General features: G+C 35.9%; 19 protein-coding genes. 14 read left to right on the top strand and 5 right to left on the bottom strand.

Annotation, left to right across the window (positions count from 1 at the left end; genetic code table 11):
* Positions 1-100: 100 nt before the first annotated feature.
* The 6 genes from AXY_RS09905 to rbsB are packed head-to-tail and all read left to right on the top strand — an operon-like array spanning position 101 to position 5,737.
* Positions 101-1,084 carry a LacI family DNA-binding transcriptional regulator gene (locus tag AXY_RS09905; protein ID WP_015010675.1) on the top strand — a complete coding sequence of 328 codons (984 nt, stop codon included), beginning with the start codon at positions 101-103 and terminating at the stop codon, positions 1,082-1,084.
* A complete protein-coding gene (locus AXY_RS09900) occupies positions 1,081-1,950 on the top strand; it encodes a ribokinase (protein ID WP_015010674.1) in 870 nt (289 codons plus the stop codon). The genes AXY_RS09905 and AXY_RS09900 overlap by 4 nt, the downstream gene beginning before the upstream one ends.
* 1 nt (position 1,951) lies before the next feature.
* A complete protein-coding gene (gene rbsD, locus AXY_RS09895; protein WP_015010673.1) occupies positions 1,952-2,341 on the top strand; it encodes a D-ribose pyranase in 390 nt (129 codons plus the stop codon).
* A 15-nt stretch (positions 2,342-2,356) separates the two neighbouring features.
* Positions 2,357-3,856 carry a sugar ABC transporter ATP-binding protein gene (locus tag AXY_RS09890; protein WP_015010672.1) on the top strand — a complete coding sequence of 500 codons (1,500 nt, stop codon included), beginning with the start codon at positions 2,357-2,359 and terminating at the stop codon, positions 3,854-3,856.
* The gene (locus AXY_RS09885) at positions 3,843-4,781 is read left to right on the top strand and encodes an ABC transporter permease subunit (RefSeq protein WP_015010671.1); all 939 of its coding nucleotides are present in this window, start codon (positions 3,843-3,845) and stop codon (positions 4,779-4,781) included. Before AXY_RS09890 ends, AXY_RS09885 begins: the two co-directional genes overlap by 14 nt.
* Positions 4,782-4,807: 26 nt before the next feature.
* Positions 4,808-5,737, top strand: coding sequence for a ribose ABC transporter substrate-binding protein RbsB (rbsB, locus tag AXY_RS09880; protein ID WP_015010670.1), 930 nt, complete (start codon positions 4,808-4,810; stop codon positions 5,735-5,737).
* A 355-nt stretch (positions 5,738-6,092) separates the two neighbouring features.
* On the opposite strand, the gene AXY_RS09875 is transcribed toward rbsB, so the two are convergent.
* Positions 6,093-7,187 (bottom strand): hypothetical protein, encoded by a 1,095-nt coding sequence (locus tag AXY_RS09875; protein WP_015010669.1) that lies wholly within the window; start codon positions 7,185-7,187, stop codon positions 6,093-6,095.
* Between the two features lie 303 nt (positions 7,188-7,490).
* Here AXY_RS09875 and AXY_RS09870 point away from each other — a divergent pair, with 303 nt between their 5' ends.
* Both AXY_RS09870 and pfkA read left to right on the top strand, forming a co-directional pair.
* Positions 7,491-7,775: a hypothetical protein gene (locus AXY_RS09870; protein ID WP_015010668.1), complete on the top strand. Its 285-nt coding sequence runs from the start codon at positions 7,491-7,493 to the stop codon at positions 7,773-7,775.
* Between the two features lie 213 nt (positions 7,776-7,988).
* Positions 7,989-8,945: a 6-phosphofructokinase gene (pfkA, locus tag AXY_RS09865; protein WP_015010667.1), complete on the top strand. Its 957-nt coding sequence runs from the start codon at positions 7,989-7,991 to the stop codon at positions 8,943-8,945.
* Between the two features lie 145 nt (positions 8,946-9,090).
* Here pfkA and AXY_RS09860 read toward each other — a convergent pair whose 3' ends face one another.
* Complete coding sequence (locus tag AXY_RS09860) at positions 9,091-10,083, bottom strand: Gfo/Idh/MocA family protein (protein WP_015010666.1); 993 nt, start codon at positions 10,081-10,083, stop codon at positions 9,091-9,093.
* Between the two features lie 344 nt (positions 10,084-10,427).
* Positions 10,428-12,128 (bottom strand): methyl-accepting chemotaxis protein, encoded by a 1,701-nt coding sequence (locus tag AXY_RS09855; protein ID WP_015010665.1) that lies wholly within the window; start codon positions 12,126-12,128, stop codon positions 10,428-10,430.
* Between the two features lie 121 nt (positions 12,129-12,249).
* Here AXY_RS09855 and AXY_RS09850 point away from each other — a divergent pair, with 121 nt between their 5' ends.
* Both AXY_RS09850 and AXY_RS09845 read left to right on the top strand, forming a co-directional pair.
* On the top strand, positions 12,250-13,593 hold the full coding sequence (locus AXY_RS09850; protein ID WP_015009875.1) for an ISLre2 family transposase: 1,344 nt from the start codon (positions 12,250-12,252) through the stop codon (positions 13,591-13,593).
* Positions 13,594-13,961: 368 nt separating this feature from the next.
* A complete protein-coding gene (locus AXY_RS09845) occupies positions 13,962-14,861 on the top strand; it encodes a RimK family alpha-L-glutamate ligase (RefSeq protein ID WP_015010664.1) in 900 nt (299 codons plus the stop codon).
* Between the two features lie 22 nt (positions 14,862-14,883).
* Here AXY_RS09845 and AXY_RS12830 read toward each other — a convergent pair whose 3' ends face one another.
* On the bottom strand, positions 14,884-15,057 hold the full coding sequence (locus AXY_RS12830; protein ID WP_015010663.1) for a hypothetical protein: 174 nt from the start codon (positions 15,055-15,057) through the stop codon (positions 14,884-14,886).
* Positions 15,058-15,472: 415 nt separating this feature from the next.
* On the opposite strand from AXY_RS12830, the gene AXY_RS09840 reads away from it, so the two are divergent.
* From AXY_RS09840 to AXY_RS09830, 3 genes are all read left to right on the top strand, one after another.
* Complete coding sequence (locus tag AXY_RS09840) at positions 15,473-17,278, top strand: GGDEF domain-containing protein (RefSeq protein ID WP_041450170.1); 1,806 nt, start codon at positions 15,473-15,475, stop codon at positions 17,276-17,278.
* 2 nt (positions 17,279-17,280) lie between these two features.
* The gene (locus AXY_RS09835; RefSeq protein WP_015010660.1) at positions 17,281-18,546 is read left to right on the top strand and encodes a type 2 periplasmic-binding domain-containing protein; all 1,266 of its coding nucleotides are present in this window, start codon (positions 17,281-17,283) and stop codon (positions 18,544-18,546) included.
* Between the two features lie 100 nt (positions 18,547-18,646).
* Complete coding sequence (locus AXY_RS09830; RefSeq protein ID WP_015010659.1) at positions 18,647-19,576, top strand: LCP family glycopolymer transferase; 930 nt, start codon at positions 18,647-18,649, stop codon at positions 19,574-19,576.
* 68 nt (positions 19,577-19,644) lie between these two features.
* Here AXY_RS09830 and trhA read toward each other — a convergent pair whose 3' ends face one another.
* Complete coding sequence (trhA, locus tag AXY_RS09825; RefSeq protein ID WP_015010658.1) at positions 19,645-20,298, bottom strand: PAQR family membrane homeostasis protein TrhA; 654 nt, start codon at positions 20,296-20,298, stop codon at positions 19,645-19,647.
* 173 nt (positions 20,299-20,471) lie between these two features.
* On the opposite strand from trhA, the gene AXY_RS09820 reads away from it, so the two are divergent.
* Positions 20,472-21,221, top strand: a complete 750-nt coding sequence (locus AXY_RS09820) for a GTP pyrophosphokinase (RefSeq protein WP_015010657.1) — start codon at positions 20,472-20,474, stop codon at positions 21,219-21,221.
* Positions 21,222-21,286: the final 65 nt, after the last annotated feature.

Genomic DNA, 21,286 nt, shown 5'->3' with positions numbered 1-21,286 from the left:
TAATCAAAGGCAAAAAATATATTTATTCAGAACCCGTTGACAAACAAAATCGAATATAATATATTATATGTAACCGGTTACACAATAAGGGAGTGGGGAAATGGTAACAATAAGAGATGTTGCAAAATATGCAAATGTGTCTGTTGCAACTGTATCAAGATATTTAAATAAAAAAGGTTATGTGAGTAAGGAAACTGAAAAAGCAGTAGCAGAAGCTATTAAAGCGCTAAATTACAAACCTAATTCAGTGGCTAGATCGCTTTATCATAAACAATCTAATATGATTGGCCTGCTCATACCGGATATTACAAACCCGTTCTTCCCTGAGCTTGCTAGAGCCGTCGAAGATGTCTCACAAGCATACGGTTATACTATCGTGATTTGTAACACTGACGGTGATGCAGAGAAAGAGAAACGCTATATTGAAGCGTTAAAGCGTAAATATATTGATGGATTAATTTTGGCGACAAATGAATTAACTGCTGAAGATTACATAAGCTATCAATTGCCACTAGTTATGCTAGATCGTTCAATTGGTGATAAAATCCCAAGCGTTCGTTCTAATAACTATGAATCAGCAAAACAGGCAACTGAGCTTTTGATTAATCGCGGTAGTCAGTTTATCGCTCATATAAGAGGTCCTTGCCATATCCAAACAGCAGAAGACCGTTATCGAGGCTTTAAAGATGCTGTTGAAGAAAATAAAGTAGCACATATTGTTGTTGAGTCAGGTTTTGATTTAGAAGCGGCTAAAACAGTTACTGAACAAATATTAACTGATTACCCGATGATTGACGGAATTTTTGCAAGTAGTGATGTGATGGCTGCCGGAGCAATGAAAGGAATTAAGTCATTATCATTAAGTATCCCGAATGATGTTCAGTTAGTTGGGTTTGATGGAATTCCATTATCAGGAATGCTTATTCCATCTTTAACAACAGTCGCTCAACCGATTTATAAAATGGGAACATTAGCTGCAAGACTTTTAATAAAACAAATTGAAAAAAAACCAATAAAGGATTATTATTATACGTTGGATACAACATTAATTGAACGAGAAACCACAAGGAGTGAGAAAAAATGACCAAGCCTAAAATTACGGTGATAGGCAGTGTGAATTTAGACATGGTAACATCAACGGAGCGGGTGCCGAATCAAGGTGAGACTCTCACAGGGCAAAGCTTTGAAATGATACCCGGAGGAAAGGGAGCGAACCAAGCTGTGGCAGCAGCACGTTTAGGTGCTGATGTCCACTTTATCGGTCGAGTCGGTGACGATCCGTTCGGAGAGATTTTACTTAAAAACTTAACTGAAAATGGGATCCATGTTGACGGTGTGGAACCGGTTACAGGTGAACATTCAGGGATAGCAACTATTATCGTTTCTGATCGTGATAATCGAATTATTTACACACCAGGTGCAAATAACCTAGTAACTCCTGAGTATGTTGAGCATTTTTTACCAATAATTGACCAAAGTGATTATGTTGTACTGCAATTAGAAATCCCAATGGAAACAGTTGAGTATGTAACCGGTTACTGCTATGAAAATGGGATAAAGGTGATTTTAAATCCCGCACCAATTCAACCATTATCAGAGACAGTCCAAAAACAAGCGACTTATATTACGCCAAATGAATCAGAGGTCGTTGGTGTTAATGCATCAACTGAGCAGCTAATCGTGACATTAGGCAAAGATGGTGTGAAGTATTATCAAGATGGAGAAGAACGAATTGTCCCAGCTTACACAGTAGAGGCAGTAGATACGACTGGTGCTGGAGATACATTTAATGGGGCATTAGCAGTTGGTTTAGCTAAAGGCTGGTCATTAGAAAAAGCAATCAAGTATGGAAATGCTGCAGCTGCTTTATCAGTCCAAAAATTCGGAGCGCAAGATGGCATTCCAACAGTAGCAGAAGTTGAACAATTTTTACAAGCAAGGGGTGAGTAATTTGAAAAAACACGGTGTCTTAAATAGAGAGCTTTCAATTGTTTTAAGTGAACTTGGTCATACAGATACAATTGTGATCGCTGATTGTGGATTACCAATTCCACCAGGAGTGAAGTGTATCGATTTAACGATTAGACAAGGTGATCCAAGTTTTATGAAAATTGTTGAGCTGTTACATGAAGAAATGGAAATTGAGCAAATTACACTTGCAGAAGAAATTAAAGAACAGAATCCAAGTATTCATGAAAGTCTCCAAAAGTTAAATTATCCTGCTGCATATGTTTCGCACGAACAGTTTAAGCAGTTAAGTCAAAACAGTAGAGCAATTATAAGAACAGGTGAAATCACACCATACGCAAATGTAATTTTACATGCGGGTGTAATCTTCTAAGAGAGGGTGAACAAAATGATTATTAATATGACAGGCATTGATAAAAGCTTTAGTACGAACCAAGTATTAAAGGGTGTTAACTTTTCAGTTGAAAAAGGAGAAACACATGCCTTAATGGGTGAAAACGGTGCTGGTAAATCAACGTTAATGAAAATATTATCAGGAATTTATCAGCGAGATGCTGGAATTGTTGAAGTTAAGGGGAAACAGGTAAAATACCAACATCCTAGTGATGCTGAGGCAGATGGAATCGCAGTTATTCACCAGGAGTTAAACATTTTGCCGGAACTAACGATCGCAGAAAACCTGTTTCTTGGAAAAGAATTAACGAAATCAAAATTTGGCTGGCTTAATAATAAAGAAATGAATCGGATCGCTAAAGAGCGTCTAGAGGAGTTAGGGTTAAATTTAAGTCCAACTGTGTTAGCAAAAGATTTATCTGTCGGAAGACAACAATTAGTCGAGATTGCTAAGGCATTAATGACAAATGCAGATGTCATTATTATGGACGAGCCAACTGCTGCTTTAACAGATCGTGAGATTGATACATTATTTGAAGTAATCGAGAGATTAAAACGTAAAGGCGTATCATTTATCTACATCTCACACAGAATGGAAGAAATCTTTGCTATCTGTGATCGGATTACAGTACTTCGAGACGGCGCATCAATTGGCACAAAAGTCATTAAAGAAACGAATTTTGATGAAATTGTTAGCATGATGGTTGGTCGAGAATTAGGAGATCGTTTCCCTAGCTCAGATAAAAAGATCGGTGATGTAAAATTACAAGTTTCTAATCTAACTAGAGAAGGCGAATTTGAAGATGTTTCGTTTGATGTAAAAGCTGGTGAGATCTTAGGTATTTCAGGCTTAATGGGTGCAGGTAGATCAGAAGTTGTTGAAACAATTTTTGGCTATCGTCGTCAGGACAAGGGAAGCATCTACTTAGATGGTCAAAAGGTGTCGATTAAACACCCACAGGATGCGATTAATAAAGGGATTGCTTTTATCTCTGAAGATCGAAAAACAAAAGGATTAATCGTTGATTTTTCAGTCGGTGATAACTTAAACTTAACGAATTTAAAAACATTATCCAACAATGGCTGGATGTTAAGTCAAAAAGAGCAAACACTATATCAAACAATGGTTGAACGGTTAAATATTCGTGTATCTGATCGATCACAACTTGCTAAATCATTGAGTGGTGGTAACCAACAGAAAGTCGTTATTGCTAAATGGCTTGGCATTGGTCCAGGAGTATTAATTTTAGATGAGCCAACACGAGGCGTAGACGTCGGTTCTAAAAAAGAGATTTATAAAATTATGCAGGATTTAGCAAGTCAAGGTGTAGCGATTATTATGGTTTCTTCTGAATTACCAGAGATCATTGGCATGAGTGATCGAGTCGCAGTTATGTGTGAAGGAAAATTAATGACAGTACTCAATAAAGATCAATTAACAGAAGAAAATATTATGCACTATGCAACAGGAGGGGAAAAACATGTTCGCAAATAAAAGATTAGGTTCTATTTTAGGTAAATTAGGTCCGTTACTAGGATTGTTACTCATTGCAGTTGTTATCTCGATTCTCAATCCTGGGTTCTTAACTGCAGGAAACTTACTAAACGTTTTAAGACAGGTTTCGATAAATGCATTAATCGCATTCGGGATGACATTTGTTATTTTAACCGGTGGTATTGATTTATCCGTTGGTTCTACTTTAGCACTATCTAGTGCGGTATCAGCGATGATGATGGCAAACGGTCTTGATCCATTGTTGGCAGTATTAGTTGGATTAGTGATCGGTGCTTTACTAGGTGCTGTAAACGGTCTTGTTATTGCTAAAGGTAAAGTAGCTCCATTTATTGCAACGTTAGCAACGATGACGATTTTCAGAGGAATTACGCTTGTACTTTTAGATGGTCGTCCTGTGTCAGGCTTAAGTGATGGTGGTTTCTTTGACTTAATGGGTAAAGGTTATCTATTAGGTATTCCAATTCCAGCAGTACTTATGATGATTACATTCGTTATTTTATTTATTATTTTAAAACAAACAACTGTTGGCCGTAGAGTTTATGCGGTTGGTGGTAACGAAGAAGCGGCAATCTTATCAGGGATTAAAGCAGATCGAATTAAAGTAATGGTTTATAGCTTAACAGGTATGTTATCAGCTTTTGCTGGAATGATATTAACATCAAGATTAAGCTCAGCTCAACCTACAGCGGGTAATGCTTATGAGTTAGATGCAATTGCAGCCGTTGTATTAGGTGGAACAAGTTTATCAGGTGGTAAAGGTAAGATTGTTGGAACACTAATTGGTGCCTTAATTATCGGTGTCTTAAATAACGGTTTAAACTTAATTGGTGTAAGCTCATTCTTCCAACAAGTAGTCAAAGGTAGCGTTATTTTATTAGCAGTCTTATTAGATCGTAAAAAATAAATCAAAAAATTAAAGGAGTGTTCAATATGAAAAAATGGTTATTAGCTTTAATGATGGTAGGAGCATTAATTTTCACAGTTGCTTGTTCTTTAGACTCACCTACAGATGATGGGGCTAAGGATGAGGGAACAGATACAAAGGATTCAAGTGAAGAAATTGTTGTAGGTTTCTCAATCTCAACTTTAAACAACCCGTTCTTCGTAACTTTAGCTGATGGTGCTGAAGATAAAGCAAACGAATTAGGTATTGAAATCCGTACAATTGACGCGCAAGATGATGTATCAAAACAAATTAGTGACGTTGAAGATTTAATTCAACAAAAAGTAGATGTTATTTTAATTAACCCAACTGACTCTTCTTCTGTTGGAACAGCAGTTGAATCTGCAAATGCTGCAGGTATTCCAGTAATCACAGTTGATAGAGAGTCTGAATCAGGTGAAGTAGCAGTACACGTTGCATCAGATAACGTTGCAGGTGGAGAGCTTGCAGGTGAATTAATGGTTGAATTATTAGGTGAAGGTTCAACTGTTGCAATCTTAGAAGGTGTACCAGGTTCATCATCAGCTCGCGAGCGTGGTGAAGGATTCAACAACATTGCTTCTGAAAAATTAGAAGTAGCAACATCACAAACAGCTAACTTTAACCGTTCTGAAGGTTTAACAGTTATGGAAAACATGCTAAGAAGTAACCCAGAAATTCAAGGTGTATTTGCACACAATGACGAAATGGCATTAGGTGCTTTAGAAGCTGTAGAAGCAGCAAATAAAGATATTGTAATCATTGGATTTGACGCAACTGACGATGCTGTAGAAGCTGTTGAAAATGGCCGTTTAGCAGGTACAATTGCACAACAACCAGTATTAATCGGTGTTGAAGCAATCGAAGCAGCATTTAAATTAGCTAAAGGTGAAGAAGTAGAATCATTTATTCCAGTTGAATTACAAGTTATTCGATAAGAACAATACTAAAAGAATCTCGAACAAAATTAGCTAAATAATTATTAAAAATGGCTTTGAACATGAACTGTTCAGAGCCATTTTTTTATGTGTATATTTTATCTCGTAAAAAATGCACACAAGTTTTGCGAAATGCACACAAGTTCGCGGAAATACACACAACTTTTCGAAAATGCACACAAGTTCGTGGAAATGCACACAAGTTCGCGAGAATACACACAAGTTTAAGAAAATGCACACAAGTTTGCGGAAATACACACAACTTTTCGAAAATATACACAAGTTCACGGAAATACACACAACTTCCGCGAAAATACACACAAGTCAGTTATCCGGGCCTCTTTTTGGACTTAATTTAATTGTTATCAGATAGCGTTTTTTCTACCAAATCAGTAAATTCTTCAAATTGTTCAGTAGCCAGATTTGGTTCGAGATATTTTTTCTCAATCGCTTCAAGCTTTTTATTAGATTTAACGGCTTCGGCTAAATATTTAATCCCTTGCTGAATGAAGCTTCGATATTGTGTTGTTAATTGTGAGATTTGTTCCTGATATTTTTCGTCTGTACCTGGGGAGATGGTTGTTTGGTATAAATCAACCAGCTGATCAGCATGACGGCTAGGTTCGTATTGGTGAGGGGCAGTACTATCAAAGATCGCCATACCTAATTCACGAATAATGACCATATCGAGACTATCTGGGTCAAAACCACAATGATAAATTTCAGTTGAATAATGTCTTTTTTCTGCCTCGGCTACAATCTTACGTAAAAGCGTCGACTTTCCTGATCCTGCTCTACCTTTAATGAGATAACGCTTTTGTAATGGTTCTGTTAATTGATCAATATAATCAACAACTCCATTTGCAGTTGATGCGCCTAAGAAGCGGTGGAATTGTTCTGCATTATCATTACGACTAGTTTGATCTGTGAAAACTTCTTCAATTAATTGCTCTGCAACTAAGTCGGCCTTCTTAAAGTCCATTGCATTAATAAAAATGGCTTCTAAATCATCGTGAATATCTAGGCCGGTTTTAAATGCACTATGGGCATGTTTAATCATTTTGTTTTTACATTGCTGTAGCCGGATGATGTTATGGTGATCTTGTTGGTTTTTATGTTTGAATTGTTTAGATAAATTGATGATTCGCTCTCTTTCTCCTAGAGCTTGAGGTTGATAGCTTGAATGTTCTGCATAATCAATAATCGCACACCCTAAGCGTCGATTAATCACACCTGTAAATCGATCAGGGTTTAGGCTGTTTAAGAGTAATTCGAATTTTTCTCCAAGTGAACGCCACTTTTCAAAGAAATGTTGAATGTATAAAGAACGCTGTTCAGAAGTAGAACCCTCAAGCAGGAAAATATGTTTTAAACCAGTTAAATTAGATTCAATTAAATCACGATAGCCTGCAGAAGTATGGGCACCGGCAAAATAAATCTGTTGTTCCATATAAACACCTCCATAAATTCACACCATATTAATTATATGATTTGGCAGTATAAAACATGCAATGACGTGACAATTTGTCGTCAAAGCTCTAAGTTCGAGAAAAAAGCAATTCAAACGCCTGTTACTGAATGGACAGAATGCTCGCAGATACGTGTGGTTGAGTCTAAATAATTGCAATGAAAATTTACAGAAATGAGCTTTAGCAATATTTTTCTTGATAAAATATATCTATGTAATAAGTCTTAAAAAAACTAAGAAAAGTGCTATAATTAATAGGATCATTAATTAAAGAGAGGGATATAGATGAAAGTACGTTTGAAGCACCCATCAGGATTTCAAAAGGTAACAAAAGCGGGTTTTAGTTGGACTGTTTTCTTTTTTGCATTTTTCCCGCCATTGTTCCGTGGTGATTGGAAGTGGGCATTAATTATCTTCCTTTTAGCCCTGGTTACTTTAGGAGTTTCAACAATCATTTTTAGCTTTATGTATAATGGAATCTACATACGCGGATTACTTTTAGCAGGTTATGAACCAGCTGATGAACAAAGTAAGTATGTTCTTGTAAGAAAAGGATATATGGCTGGTTAATTGTTAAAGAAACATTTCAACCACTATTCTGGTTGGAATGTTTTTTTTGAGTCATTTAGGGGAAACTCTAGCTATGGATGGCATTATTTTTATTGAACATCATTTCACTAAAAAATAACTTAGTTATATATGTCAACTTGTAGATTGTATGGTATACTTAAAAAAATAAAGAGATATTTTAAATATGTAAGGGAATTAAGGAAGGTGATCAGCTTGAAAAAAATAGCTATATTAACTTCAGGTGGCGATTCGCAAGGAATGAATAGTGCGATTCGTGCCGTAACAAGAAGTGCGCTTGCTAATAATTTCGAGGTATATGGAGTTCGAAGAGGTTTTAAAGGATTAATTGATAATGATTTTGTTAAATTAGGAACTAAAGAGGTTAGTGATATTTTATATCGCGGTGGAACGTTCTTACAATCAGCACGTTCAGAATCTTTTAAAACACCAGAAGGACAAGCTAAAGGTGTTGAGAATTTAAAAGCAAAAGGAATTGACTATGTTGTTGTTATTGGTGGTGACGGTAGTTATCGCGGTGCGCAAGCGCTTCACCGTCACGGCATCAAGACATATGGTCTTCCAGGTACTATTGATAATGATATTCCACTGACTGATTATACAATCGGTTTTGATACAACATTAAACTTAGTAACAGATTTAGTTGGTAATTTACGTGACACAATGAGTAGTCACGAACGTGTTAGTGTCATTGAGACAATGGGACGTAATTGTGGAGACATCGCATTGCAAGCAGGTATTGCAAGTGGTGTTGATGCAATTTTAATTCCTGAAGTTGAACCAGATTTAGAAAAAGTTGCAGCAAGTGTTAAAGCTGGTTTTGATCGTGGTAAATCACATAGTATCATTATTGTTGCTGAAGGTGCTGGAGAAGCTCCTGAGGTAGCGAAAAAGATTAAAGAACTGTCAGGATTAGATACTCGTGCAACTGTTCTTGGTCATATTCAACGTGGTGGTTCACCAAGCTCATTTGACCGTGTCTTCTCAAGTCGACTGGGTCATCGTGTTATTGAATTAATTCAAGAGGGCATTACTGGTGTTGGTTTAGGGATTGAAAGTAATCAACTGACGCACCATACTTTTGATGAAATTTTTAACGCTAAGAACACAATTGACTTGAAGCTATATCAAATTTTCCAAGATTTAGTATAAAGTATCGTTAGATTAAATTATAATTGAAAAATAAATAACGTTAGTGAGTGTAAAAACTTACTAACGTTATTTTGCATTTAAGTATATGTTTACTCATGTTATAAACCGCAGTTAGCATAACCTTTTGTATCGAATGTTAAACGAATTATATCGACACTCTACTACCTGATTCAATTGATTTCATGCAGGCGTCAATGGCTTTCATATTGTTGAATGTATTATCTAATGTTAGCGATGGGGCTGTTTGGTCGATAATTGACTGTGATAAATGCTCGACTTCTGAACGGTATATGTCACCAGTGAGTGTCTCTTCATTTCTTCCGTCGTTATTTTCGATAATAATCAGACCTTCACCATTATTAATATCTGGTCTAAATGCTCTTGGGACCATAATGCGTCCTTTTGTACCGATAATTTCATATTCATGTCTAAATGACATATTAAAGCTGCTATCAATCAGTCCAATCACACCTGATTCAAATTGGAAGTGAGAGACTGTATTTGTTTCGACATTGTATTTATCGTCAATGACTGCTTCTGTTAAGACACTAACTGGTTCAGCCTGTAAAATATTGCGCATCGCATGGATTGGATAACAGGCAATATCATAGAGGCTTCCGTTTCCTTTAACTTGATTCATGCGGATATTTTCGTCTGGGTTATCGAGTAAAAAGGAAAAGCTACCTCTAAATTGCTTAACTTCACCAATTGCACCAGTCGAAATCAAGTCACGAACTCGTTGGTGTTGAGGATGGAAGTGATACATAAACGCCTCCATAAAGTAGACGTTATTTTCCTCACAAACCTGTTTAATCTCCATAATATCTGCTGCCGTTAAAGCAGCTGGCTTTTCACAAAGAATATGCTTTTTACTTTGCGCTGCTTTTATTGCCCATTCCTTATGTAAATGGTTTGGTAACGGAATGTAAACGGCATCAATTTCCGGATGATTTAATAGCTCTTCGTAACTGTTGTAAGCATACTCTATCTCAAACTGTTCTGCTGCTTTTTTAGCGTGACCAGATAAGCTTGCAATCGCCACTACTTCAGCGTTTTCGGCTCTTTTTAATGCCGGAATAACCTGTTCCCTAGCGATACTTGCTGTACTTAATATGCCCCATCTTACTTTTGAATTCATATGAAGACCTCCTCTTATTCGATTACTTTCATCTTACTGGATCAACCACTTTTTGTCATCATAATGGATTATAAAAAAAAGATGAACCGAGATTCGATTCATCTTTTCTAATTAAAGTGGTTATATAATATATAACGTTGGTGAGTTTGAAAACTTACTAACGTTATTTTTTATTTTAAGTATATTTAATTTTGGAGTGAAAAACAGCAGGTGAAATACACGAGATTCCCGCGGAAAGCGAGTGTATTTCACCTGCGGTGAACAAGTTGTATCTTTTTTAAAACTAAAATAAATTTATTCTTGACTAATTATAAAACCTATCAACTCTAATTGACATTGAACTATTAAAGATTAAATTGTTCGATTCGTTGTTCAAGTTGTTTTGCTATTTCAAGTAAGGTATCTGCGCTTCGTGATACTTCTTCCATTGAACTGTTTGTTTCCTCTGCTGATGCAGCAGTTTCTTCAACAGCAGCTGCTGATTCTTCAGAGACAGATGCTATTTCTTCAATCGCATAGCTCATTTTTTCGGATTCATTTGTAATAATGTTTAAGTTCTCGACAGTTGCTTGTACATTTTCAACCATTTCGTTCATGGCTAAATTAATCTGTTCAAAGGCTTGACCTGTTTGAACAATTTGTGCTGAGCCAAGCTCTACTTGTTGATAGCCTGTTTCAAGGCTTGATGATACTTCGCTTGTTTCAGTTTGAATTGCATGAATCAATGTTGAAATACCTGATATTGACTTACTCACTTGTTCAGCTAGTTTACGCACTTCATTTGCAACAACGGCAAAGCCACGACCTTCTTCACCAGCTCTTGCTGCTTCAATCGCTGCATTTAAAGCAAGTAAATTTGTTTGTTCAGCAATCTCCTGAATCACAGTGACAATATTGTGGATGTCTTGTGATTTCTCATCTAGACTCTTAACTTTATTATATGATTCTGATACGACTTGATAGATTTGATTCATTTGCTCAATTGATTGATAGATTTTTTCTTGTCCATCTTCTGTTAAGTTTAAAATACCTTGTGAATTTTGATCAATGATTGTTGAATGATTGCTAGCTTCATTGATTTGAACTGTATAATTTTCCATTAATGATGCAAGATTCGATGTGCTATGAGCTTGATTTTCACTGCCTGAGGCAAGTTCTTGCATGGTTGCAGCGATTTGTTCATTACCTTCTTTAACATAATTAGATGTTTCAGCGAGTAACGAGCTTTGATTTGTCATTTCTGCTGTAACGGTTTTAACATCGTTGATTGTAGCAGCAAGGTTTTGCTTCATTTTATCGATTGCATCGGCTAATTGCGTAAATTCATCATTTCCTCGTAATTTGACTTTTGCACCGGTTAAATCACCGCTTGCAACGAGATCCATTTCTTTACGAATCGCGTTTAAATTAAATAGTAACTTACGTAAAAATATAATAATAAATGCTAGTCCAATGACTGTTGCGACAACGGTAATATTCGCTGCTCTACCAACGATTGAAAGTCGAATCATTGAGGCTAATTTCGCCATATCAAAGTCTAATCCGATAACACCGATTGTTTGCCCGGTTGGATTTGTGACTGTTTTGGCTAAAGTAATAACTGAGCGACCAGTTGCAGTGTCGATATATGGATCTGTCCAGACGACTTGGTCTTTAGTTTGTTCAGCTAATTGGTACCATGATGTGACACGCGGGTCATAGCTTGATAGATCAATACCATCAGGTTGATTGACGTATTGAGCACCTTCTGATGTCCCTAAAAATAAATTAAGGATATAGTCATCCTCTTCAACTAGTTCACTAAAATAATCTTTGTAAAAGGTCGTTAAATTAGGATCATTCGCATCTGGTAAAAGGGATGTGTCAAAAGGATCAACGGCCCCAGCTTGGACACGATCATATTGTAAATCATCAAAGTTACTAATCTCTGTTAGCTTTTCTTCATATTCATCAAATACTTTTTGATATTTTGATCCTAAAGCTTCGATTTCTGCTTTTGTATGAGTAAAATTATTGTAGGCGCAAAAATATATTAACCCCTTCACTAAGTGAAGGGGCCAGCAAGCGATAGCGCGGTAGGAAACAAAGCAAAAGTCATGAAAAAAGGGACACTCCTTGGTAAAATGATAGTCGACTAAAACACCATTACCGAAAGGAGAATCCCTCATGGAAAAGAATATCATAAAATACCCAAATTTAAAACAAATTGAGCAATTGGTTTGGAGACAATTACAAGAAACCTTTGGTTTCGTTATGAAACAGGTCTTGGAGGATATGGACCAACAGATTGCCGATGAACGTGATAAAAAGCGCTATCGTCTTATTGATAAAAGAAAGTTTAATATAGCTAGTCTCTTTGGTGAGATTGAATTATATCGCAATTATTACCTTGACCGATCAACTGGGGAATATGTCTATCTTCTTGATCGTTATCTAGAGTTTGAGGAGGCCGGTTCTTTTAGTCCATTGATTGAGGAAGCTGCCATTGAGCTAGCTGTTAAGGGTCGCTCCTATCGAAATGCAGCTAATACATTACAAACTCTATTAGGTTACCGGGTTATCAGTCATGAGGCAATTCGTCAACACCTATTAGAGGTTACGTGTAAACCTAAAAAGCGTGAACCTATACTCCAACCCGTCTTATTTGTAGAAGTAGATGGTTTATTTGTAAAACGCCAAGGTAAATGGAAAAAGGGAAAAGAAGAGAAAATAGCAGCTGTCCATCAAGGATGGGAAGTCAATGGAAAACGGGTTAGCCTTAAGAACAAACGTCATTTTATTCACAAAGGAAAGCAACCCTTTTGGGAGGCTTTTGAGGACTTTCTAATTGAAAACTTCGAATATGACCCGACTTTTCACAAGCTGGTTATAAATGGAGATGGTGCCAACTGGATTACATCCTGTCGTGAGTATTTTAAAGGTCGTGTATTCTTTTCTCTTGATCGCTTTCATGTGGCACGAGAGGTTAAGAGTATATTCAGTAAGCATCCTCGTTATCGGTCCATTCGTAAAGCCCTTGCGGCATACAAATACAAAACGTTCTTAACAGAGCTTAACAGTGCCGTAGGAACGCTTGAGGATGAGGAGAAGGAGGAACGACTTGTGTCGTTTATCCGCCAATTAGAAAAATATCCAGAAGCATTGGGAGATTATAGAATATGGTTAAAAGAACAGGGAATTGATACAACTGGTATGCGTCCAATGGGAAGCGCAGAGGGAACCATGAGTGTGTTTGCCAAAAGACTAAAAAATGGCCGTAGTTGGTCGGATAAAGGTGTAAGTGCCATGGGCACTGCATTAGTGGCCTTCTTGGATAATTTGTCCCTAAAGACTTTATTCGGGCGAATAGATAAATGGACAGAAATCGAGCTGGAAAAGAAACCACCAAGACATTATAAAGAAAAGGTTAAAAGAACCATTGGTCAGGTTACCAGAGACAATCTTATGTACCTAAAAGGAAAGGCAAATATTCCGATATACAACGTGTTAAAGGAGTTATCTGGTTTTTAAAAAAGGCAAAAACTTTATCAAGGGGTCACCTTAAAATGATGAATCCGCTTTCATTATTAACGTAGAAAAAATTGCCTACAAATACTTGACTCAAACTCTGCTTTTTCAATCGTTGCTTTTTCAATAATTTCTGTGTTTATATAAAAGAAATAACTAGTGACGGCTGCGGGAATAATAAGTAAAATAATCATAAAAGTGGGTAGTAAGTATCTGGTTTGTTTGAATTTTTTCATTTTTCACACCTTCTAGTATAATGTACATGTATATTTTATCATAATATCGAAATTTGACGTTTAATTTGCTTGAAATAATTCCGACAAATCGTATGTAAATTATAGAAGTAAAAAGTTGTTTTTTGGAGGTTCTGTATGAGGTATAAAGGTTGGTTAATTTATAACGGTGGTCTTTTGACTAAGAAGTTTATCGAGTTAAACGAGTGGTATGTTGAATCGGCTAAGAAACTAGCGATCGACTTACTACCGATTGCAAATTCTGAGCTGTTTTGTCAGATAGAAGAAGGGAAAGTTACACTAGAGCCACAATTAACAAGACCAGATTTTGTTTTATTTTTAGATAAGGATATTCAGTTAGCGTGTCAATTAGAAAGTCTTGGTTTACAAGTATTTAATTCGGCGAATACAATTGAAGTTTGTGATAATAAATTGTTGATGCATCAGCAATTGGCTCAGGCAGAGCTGCCACAGCCGTTAACAATCTTTGCACCAATGTTATTTTCACATGTAAAAGAACCAAATCCCGCATTTCTAGATCATGTTGAAGAGAAGTTAGGTTATCCATTGATTGCTAAGGAGGGGTTTGGATCTTTCGGAGAACAGGTGTATATGGTTGATGACCGTCATCAGTTGGAGGCAATTGCTAGGAAGCTATTACATAAGCCGCATCTTTTTCAAGCATATATCAAATCAAGTCATGGTCAGGATATTCGTGTTCACGTTGTCGGTGATCGAGTTGTTGCGAGTATGAAGCGGGTATCTGAGCTTGATTTTAGAGCGAATGTGACACGTGGTGGGAAGATGTTTAAGATTGAACCAAGTGATGCGTTTTCTGAGCTTGCGATAGCTGCGTCAAAAGCAGTTGGGGCAGACTTTTCCGGTGTCGATTTATTAATTGGTCCAAATGACGAGCCGATTATTTGTGAGGTTAATTCAAATGCCCATATAAAAAATATTTATCAAGCAACATCAATTGATGTGTCAGACTATATTTTTGAACATATTTTAACGACATTAAAAAGCCACTCGTCATAGAGTGGCTAGTTCTTAAATGATATTAAAAGTCGCCTTCTTCAGTATCGTTATTCAGGTTATCATCGATGCCGTCATCCATCGCTGGATCTTCTACAGCGGGATCATAGAGATCTGGATTATCCGTCCCAGCATCACATGCTGCTAAAAATCCAATTGAGATTAATGTAATGGTTAATATTTTTATTACTTTTTTCATGTTGTCATCCTCCTTGTTTTGTGCTTCATTATTTGTTTACCCATGATTTTTGCTAATAATCTATATTTCAGTTGATTTAACGTGACTGTCATTAAGTTGTAAACTTCGAAATCTATCATTAACGTTTGTAAACTAGCAAAACCGAGAAGCATGATGGTCAATTATTCTACAATAAATTCATAGTTATTAGCGAGTTTCTGCGGTAATGTATGACTAGATAAACTCGGTAAAACGCTTAATATAGATATTAATTAGTAAAAAAGTAATGCAATTCTGAAAATGGGATACAAATTACTCGAAATTACTTATAATATAAGTGAGAAAGCGGATTCATAATTAAACGCTATGTTATGTAGCTACTTTAGTCATATAATAAAATTGATCATATTTGTTAATCAGTGGGAGATGCAGGCCAATGAGAAGAAACCTTTCAATAGCTATAATAATCATTGTAACTAGTTTTTGTGCTCACTTATTAAATTTGCCTGTGTTTTTTGGAATTTCTATTAATCTATCATTAATAGGATATATGTTAGCTGTTCGGTTTTTGCCGCTTCATTATGCAGTTATAACTAGTACACTTATTAGTACACTAATCTTTTTTGAATCTGGAAATTTACGCTTTGCGATTACTGCATTAATTCATACGATCATTCTAGCTTTATTTTATAATCGCAAGAAAAAGGATTTGTTTACTTGGACATTTTTGACTGTGTTAATTCTTGCGTCAATAAATTTCCTGTTCAATTATTTTTATTTAGGATTTGACGAACTGACTTTTCTTATATTCTTTGTTTATATCCAACATAGTATTTTATATATTCTTATTGCTCTATTTATCGATTTAGTTACTGTTTACTTCCCGTACATGCCTTATTTAAGAAAAGGAATTACATTAAAGCGCCCGATCTTTTTTGGTCAAGTGATCTTTAATGTCATTGTCGTAGTGGCGATTTTACCATTAATCTTAATTACCGGAATGAATATTTTTATTAAATATAGTGAAACAGTTCATTATTATGAAGAACGAGCAGCTAGCTTTGATAATGTTATAAATGAGTATATTAATCGATTAGATGAGCGAGAAGTTCAAAGATTCCTATTAGGTTCCACAGTTGAACGTGGTTTCTTTAATCAATTAATCGAGCAATTTGTTGCGGATACAGACACTACTGTATATGTATTTAATGAAGACCAGTCATTGTTTACCAATACTGCTGATGCCATCGATTATCGATTCCTCGATCAGAAGATGAAGCGTGGATACATTATAGAATTAAGTGAACATCAAGATATTTGGATCGACTCAACTGGTGAAGCGATTCATAATTGGTATAATGGTCACTTTTTGCATAGAACGACTATTTTAGATAAAGACATTCATTTGATCATGCCTTTACCTAGTCAGTTTATTCCGTTTGTTTCAGAGCTATTTTTATATTATTTATTAATCTTAATAGTCTTTTTCTCAGCATTTATTTTTGGTTTAATAGCTGATGGTATATTAACGCGACAGCTTTCACAATTAAATACGCTCGCATCTAAGTTGCCATCAACGATGCTAGATCAGAATGAGATTACAGTTCCTGTTTCTAGAATATTCGAGTTTTCTCAGCTTGCCGTAAATATAGGCATTGTAGGCGATCGCCTGAAAAAGATGTTCTTAGAATTAGAGGAAAAAACAGAACAATTACAAAAGTCAGAGCAAGCACTTTATCAAGTTGCCCATCATGACAATTTAACATTACTTCCAAATCGTCGTTCATTCTATCTTGATTTAGAGGATTTATTGGAACAGCGTATTGACCAATTTGCGATTTTGTTTATTGATTTTGATAAATTTAAGCTTGTCAATGATACGTACGGTCACAGTAGTGGTGATCAATTATTAATTGATATTGCCGATCGTTTTCGAGCGTTATGTGATGATTGTGATCAGTTAAGCTTTTATCGCCTCGCTGGGGATGAGTTTATCGGGGTTGTTCGTCATCGAGAATTTGAAGACGTTAAGCAATTAGGTGAGTCAATCCTTACAGAATTATCGAAACCATTTAAGATTAAAGGTGACGATGTTTATATTTCTGCAAGTATTGGTGTTAGTTTATATCCGAATCATGGAGACTCAATTGATGCATTACTTAATGCAGCAGACCAGGCCATGTATGAACTAAAAAACAAAGAAAAACAAGGCATAAATTTTGCACCTGAAAGAGGTAATTAACTATGCGGACTGTCAAATTCATGATCAGTTTAATTCTAATTTTAATCCTAGTCGCCTGTCAGTTACCTGAGGAAAAGGAGTATCAGAGTTATTTTTCTGAAAGTCCAAGCTTAGTTTCAGAAAATGAGATCAATAATAATAAATTAATTGAAATTTGGACTCCTGAAGATGTCGTTTCAAATACACTAAGATATTTCAGTCATCAGTATGAAGAATATGAATTTGAAGTGACAGTTGTTGATCGATTGGATTTAGTCGATACTTATTATGAAGCATTATTAACAAACAATGAGCCAGATTTAATGATTATCTCTGCACAAGATGTCGGTGCTTTCTCAGGTTTAGATATGTTTGAAACATTAAATGTTGAGCCATATTATAACCATCAATTTTTTAGCAAACGTCCAACACGTGAGTTAGAGAAATATATTAATGATGATGGAGAAATGTATGGTTTTCCGATTCATTTTTTCCCTTATGTAACATTGTATCGAGCGGATATTCTTGGGGAATATGGTTTTCCGACTGATCCAGATGAATTAGCAGCATATATTAGTGATGTTGACAATTGGCTAAATATGGTGACCACACTGTATGAAGATGGCCTTTATGCATATGAATCAACTCAAACGATTTTAGAGTGGGCACTCGATACGACATATCCATTTGATGGTGACTATCAGTACCTATATCAAGCAGAGCCTTTTTCAAACTTAATTGACGTATTAATTGAGTTGGATCGACTAGATTATGATCTTGACCTGTCAATTTGGCGAACGCCAGGACACCAGGCCTTAAAGAATGATCGACTAGTGATGATTCAAGGCGCTAGCTTTATGGACGATATTATTCATGATTGGTTCCCAGAGCAAGAAGGCAAGTGGCGTGTAACGACACTTCCGTTTGGCATGCGCGGCATCGATAAAGAAACGGGATTAGTGGCTACAATCCCTAAAAATGCGAATAATAAAAGTATCGTTTGGAATCTTGTTCGAGCACTTTCAGACGATTTATTAAATCTCCACGCGTTGTCAACAAATCATCCACTGTTTGATCAAGACAATTTAGGTGAGTTTTATTTAGAAGTGTTGAATCAACCAGCAATCGGCAAACCATCCATGCTTGATAAGACAGCTCAATTATTATGGGAAAATAGTGTTTATCGAGTGAATCAAGGTTATCCACTAAATGAAACCTTTTTCCAACAAACACATAACCAAGTTATAGAACAAGTACGCAATAATCGACGCGTACTAAGTAATAATTAGTCGAATTTTTAGAAAAAAACATGTAAAAAACTAGTTTCTTCTGAAAAATTTGTTATACTATTGTTATTAACGATAACTTTTATTAGATAGGACGATGACGATGGATCAACAAGAAAATAAAAGCCTGAAACCGAAAAAGAAAAGAAATTGGTGGGTCTTAACACCCTTGATCATCATTGGTATAATTATTTTAACAGTTGGACTATATGCTGCTTACATTTTTAATGGTGTAAAGAAGAATGTTGATAATAAAATGTATGAAGCTGTAACGTCAATTGACCCTGAACTTACTCAAAAGAAAATTAAAGAACGTGAAAATATTAATATTCTACTTTTAGGGATCGATGCAGAATCATCAGATCGTGGTCGTTCGGATGCAGTGATTGTGATGACATTAAAACCAGAGACTGAAGAAATGCAAATGATTAGTATCCCGCGTGACACAAGAGCAACAATCGTTGGTCGCGGTACAGTTGAAAAGATCAACCACGCCTATGCATATGGTGGTGCTGATATGGCAATTGAAACAGTTGAAAACTTTTTAGGCGTCGAGTTTGATTATTTTGTTAGAATTAATATGAGTGGTTTAGCGGAACTTGTTGATGCACTTGGTACGATTACAATTCAAAATGAGTTAGAATTTAGTGCTGGTGGTTACAATTTCCCTGTTGGTCCTGTGGAGCTTGATGGCGATAAAACGTTAAGTTATGTGCGCATGAGAAAGCAAGACCCTAAAGGCGACTTTGGTAGAACTGATCGCCAACGTAAAGTCATTGAGGGAATTGTGAATGAGGGTGCAACAGTTGCCAATGCGACACGTGTTGTTGAACTGACGAACATTTTAGGCGAAAATATGGGCACGAACATGGAGTTTAACGACATGATTTCGCTCATTACAAATTATCGCAATACAAGACGTAATGTCGTCAATTACCGGATGGAAGGTACTGGAACGACAATCGATGGTATATATTATTATTTAATCAGCGATGAGGAAATTGCCAAAGTAAGAGATATGATTGACTCTTAATTGATTAGCTAAATCAAATAAAGCGAGTGATACCTGTTGTTTTAAAACAGAATCACTCGTTTTTTATATTATGATATTGAAATCGGTAAAACATAGATAAGGATCGCAAAATAATGGAGGATTGTTGCGGTTAAGACAAATAAATGCCACACCATATGGTGGAATTTGAAAAAGCGCCAAACATAAAATATCGCACCAAGTGTATATAGTAGACCACCAAGCATTAAGAGGATAATCCCGCCTTTTGCTAATTGCTCAGTTAGCGTTGGCCAAGCAAAGACAATGAGCCATCCCATTAAGACATACATGACAGTTGAAAAGAGCACAAACCGTTTGACGAAAAATACTTTAAAGATTGTCCCCGCAATTGCCATACCCCAAACGATACCGAATAAAGTCCATCCCAACGTCCCACGAATCACAACTAATAAAAACGGTGTATATGTCCCAGCGATAAAAAAGTAAATCGACGAATGATCAAGAATTTCAAACACATTTTTTGCCCTGCCATTTGGTAAGCTGTGCAATAAAGTTGATGATGTATATAAAAACACCATCGTCACACCAAAAATCGTAAAACTGACAACGTGCCAAGCGGACCCGTAAAGGGCGGAAAATATGATTAGAACCACCAATCCAGCAACACTTAATACCGTTCCAACACCATGTGTAATCGCATTTGCAATTTCTTCACCTAAACTAAATGTATTGACTTTATTCATATCAAAACCTCACTTTCTAAGTTAATTATGTACAGAATGATGGTCAATTGCAAGTTTTTTCCGATTCGTTCGTTTAATAGGATATAAATGCCTGTCCATTTCTTTGGCTTTATAAACGCTGCCTATGTTAAAATAAGGACGTAGGCAAAAACGATTAAAGGAGTTAATTCGTTATGAAAGAAGAGCTTGAAATCAATCCTAATCATTTTAAAGATAGAAAAAAAGAACTACTACGATTTTTGATGGGATATAAATTTGCTCTCGAGCAATTGAAAACTAAAATAGATTTATTAAAAAGTGAATTTAAACATATCCACGACTATAATCCAATTGAACATGTCACCTCTAGAGTCAAAACACCTGAAAGTATTATGCGCAAAGCACAGAAGAAAGGTTGTCCGCTAACTTTAGAGTCAATCCGTAAAAATATCCGAGATATTGCCGGACTTAGAATTACCTGCTCTTTTGAATCTGATATTTATGTCATACATAGAATGTTGGAAGAGCATGGGGATGTTAATATTATTGAAGAGAAAGACTATATTAATAATCCAAAAGGTAATGGCTATCGTAGTCTACACCTCATTGTAGAAGTACCAGTATTTATGACCGATCGTGAACAACGCGTACTAGTCGAGATCCAAATCCGCACAATTGCGATGGACTTTTGGGCATCATTAGAGCACAAAATTTTCTATAAATATAATCGGGAAATCCCTGAACATATTAAGCACGAGTTAGCTGAAGCGGCAGAGGTCGCACATATGCTTGATAAGAAAATGGAGGCACTTCATACAGAAGTGAATTTAATTAAATCAAATCAAGAAGAAGACGAAGAAGTTGAAACGATCCAAATTAATGACGAGCAATTTCGTTTTCCAGTAGCATTTATTAATCGATTAACACAAGTGAATTGGATGTAATAAGTATGGATAAAAATCGGACCATTTTGAGTTGATGGTTCGATTTTTTCATTTGAATCTACTAA

Source organism: Amphibacillus xylanus NBRC 15112, assembly GCF_000307165.1.
Lineage (GTDB): Bacteria > Bacillota > Bacilli > Bacillales > Amphibacillaceae > Amphibacillus > Amphibacillus xylanus.
Note: the sequence above shows the minus strand (reverse complement) of the source record. Positions and strands in the feature narration are given on the sequence as shown.